The sequence below is a fragment of the Schlesneria sp. genome (genome assembly GCF_036405755.1).
GTDB lineage: Bacteria > Planctomycetota > Planctomycetia > Planctomycetales > Planctomycetaceae > Schlesneria > Schlesneria sphaerica.
Genome location: NZ_DASWWZ010000553.1, coordinates 1 through 1,997 on the forward strand (window position 1 = coordinate 1; position 1,997 = coordinate 1,997).

The window sequence follows — 1,997 nt, forward strand, 5'->3', positions numbered from 1 at the left end:
TTCCGCTTCCTGGCAGCCTCATCGAAGAACCGGTAACGGCACTCACGCGCTCGCTCTTCCAGCCCCCCCGGTGCATCCCGCAGCAGTTCCCCGGACAGGTCACCTCGCTCGATGGGAAGCCCCAGGGAACCGGCCAGCCGCTCTACCCACGCTGCGTCCGCATCACTCGCCTCGCCTCTCAGGCCGTGATTAAGGTGTGCCACCACGGGTTCGAGCGAAAATTCCCCGGCCAGTTCGACTGATCCGAGAAGCAACGCCACACTATCCGCCCCACCGGAGACCCCCACGAGAACCCGAGCCCCTTCGACCTGCCCCCGCCTGAAGCCCTTTCGCAACTCGTCAAGGAAATGGGTCATGATTGCTTCAAACTACCACGATCTGCAGGGAAGCAAGGAGCGCACGACATCCATACCCGTTTTCTGGCCGAGTCACTCGCCCAGCGCTTTGCACTTTTCGGCATCGATCATCGCCTGAAACAGTCCCTCCCAGGTGTACTCGCGGGCTTCTGCAGCGATGGGAAGCCCCACGTCTTTCGCAGCAGCGGAGGTCACCGGACTGATGCTGACCAGTTTCGTCTTCGTCCCCAGCCAGGATTTCGCCTGGGGAGACAGGATCCGAGCCAGGTTGCGGGCGATGGAGGGGCTCGATAGCGCAATCCAGTTCAGCTCGCCGTTTTCAATGCGGTGCGTCGCATCTGCAGGCAACTGAGCGACATCACGGTTCTGGTAGACGACGACCTGTTCGAATTGAGCTCCTGCCGCGGTCAGTTCCACCGGCAGGACATCCCGTCCCCGACTGGCACGGACCCACAGAATTCGTTTTCCCACAACGTGCGGCTTCAGCTCGTCAGCGAGTGCCTCAGCCCGGTACTCCACCGGGACCAGATCGGGCCTGAGCGAGTACTTCGCCAGTGCCGCTGCGGTTCCCGGACCAATCGCGGCCAACCGGCAATTCCCGAGCTTCCGCGTATCGCCGCCCGTCTCCCACAATCGACCGAGCAACCCGTGTACGCCGTTCACACTCGTAAAGACAACCCAGTCGAAGGTTCCCAACCGAGCCAGCGCCGCATCGATAGCGGTCCAGTTCTCAGGAGGAGCAATCTCGATTGTCGGCAGCAGAACCGGGTCACCCCCTAATTCGACCAGCCGCAATGCGGTCTCATCCCCCTGGTCGGCAGGTCGCGGAATCCCCACCACCTGACCGAATAACGGCCGCTGCTCGAACCACTCAACCTGCTCACGAACCCGAACACAGTCTCCGACAATCACCAGGGAAGGAGCGTGCAGTTCGGCCTCTTTCGCCATTTGAGGAATCGTGGCCAGCGTACCGATGACCGTTCGCTGGCGTGGCGTCGTCGCACGGCTGACCACACAAGTCGGAGTGTCTGGCGATTTCCCTGCGGAAATCAGCGACTGGGCAATCAACGGTAGCCGATGCAGCCCCATGTAGAACACAAGTGTTCCGGGGAAGCGGGCAAGCGAGGAATAGTCCAACGCCGAGGACTTCGTCGGATCTTCGTGCCCCGTGACAAAAGCAACGGCAGAGGCATGGTCCCGATGCGTCAGCGAGATACCGGTGTAGACGGCTGCGGCCGTGGCTGCGGTAATTCCCGGCACAACTTCGAAGGGAATTCCGGCAGACGTCAGCGCGGCAGCTTCTTCAGAGCCCCGGCCAAAAATGAACGGGTCGCCCCCTTTGAGTCGGACAACGACTTTTCCCTCGCGCGCGGCTTCAATCAAACGAGCATTGATTTCTTCCTGCGGAATCATTCGTCCGGCAGGTCCATCGGCCCGATTCGTCCGTTCGGCAGAGGCCCGTGAGTATCGGAGCAACAGAGGGTTGACCAGTCCGTCGTACAGAACAAGATCCGCGCGCGACAGGCATTCAGCACCACGCAGCGTAAGTAAACCTGGATCGCCAGGTCCGGCCCCCACCAGGTAGACAAACCCGGTCTGAGAAGTTTCTGAGGGTGGGACAGTCATGAATGCATTCGTCGC

The 1,997-nt window shown here is 61.2% G+C and carries 2 protein-coding genes; both read right to left on the reverse strand.

Features of this window, described 5'->3' with window-relative positions; translation table 11 throughout:
- The coding region (locus VGE80_RS18550; RefSeq protein ID WP_440593700.1) for an ATP-binding protein at positions 1–356 on the reverse strand (356 nt) is incomplete at its 3' end.
- A gap of 72 nt (positions 357–428) precedes the next feature.
- On the reverse strand, positions 429–1,997 hold a 1,569-nt coding region (gene cobA / locus VGE80_RS18555; RefSeq protein WP_440593701.1), incomplete at its 5' end, for a uroporphyrinogen-III C-methyltransferase.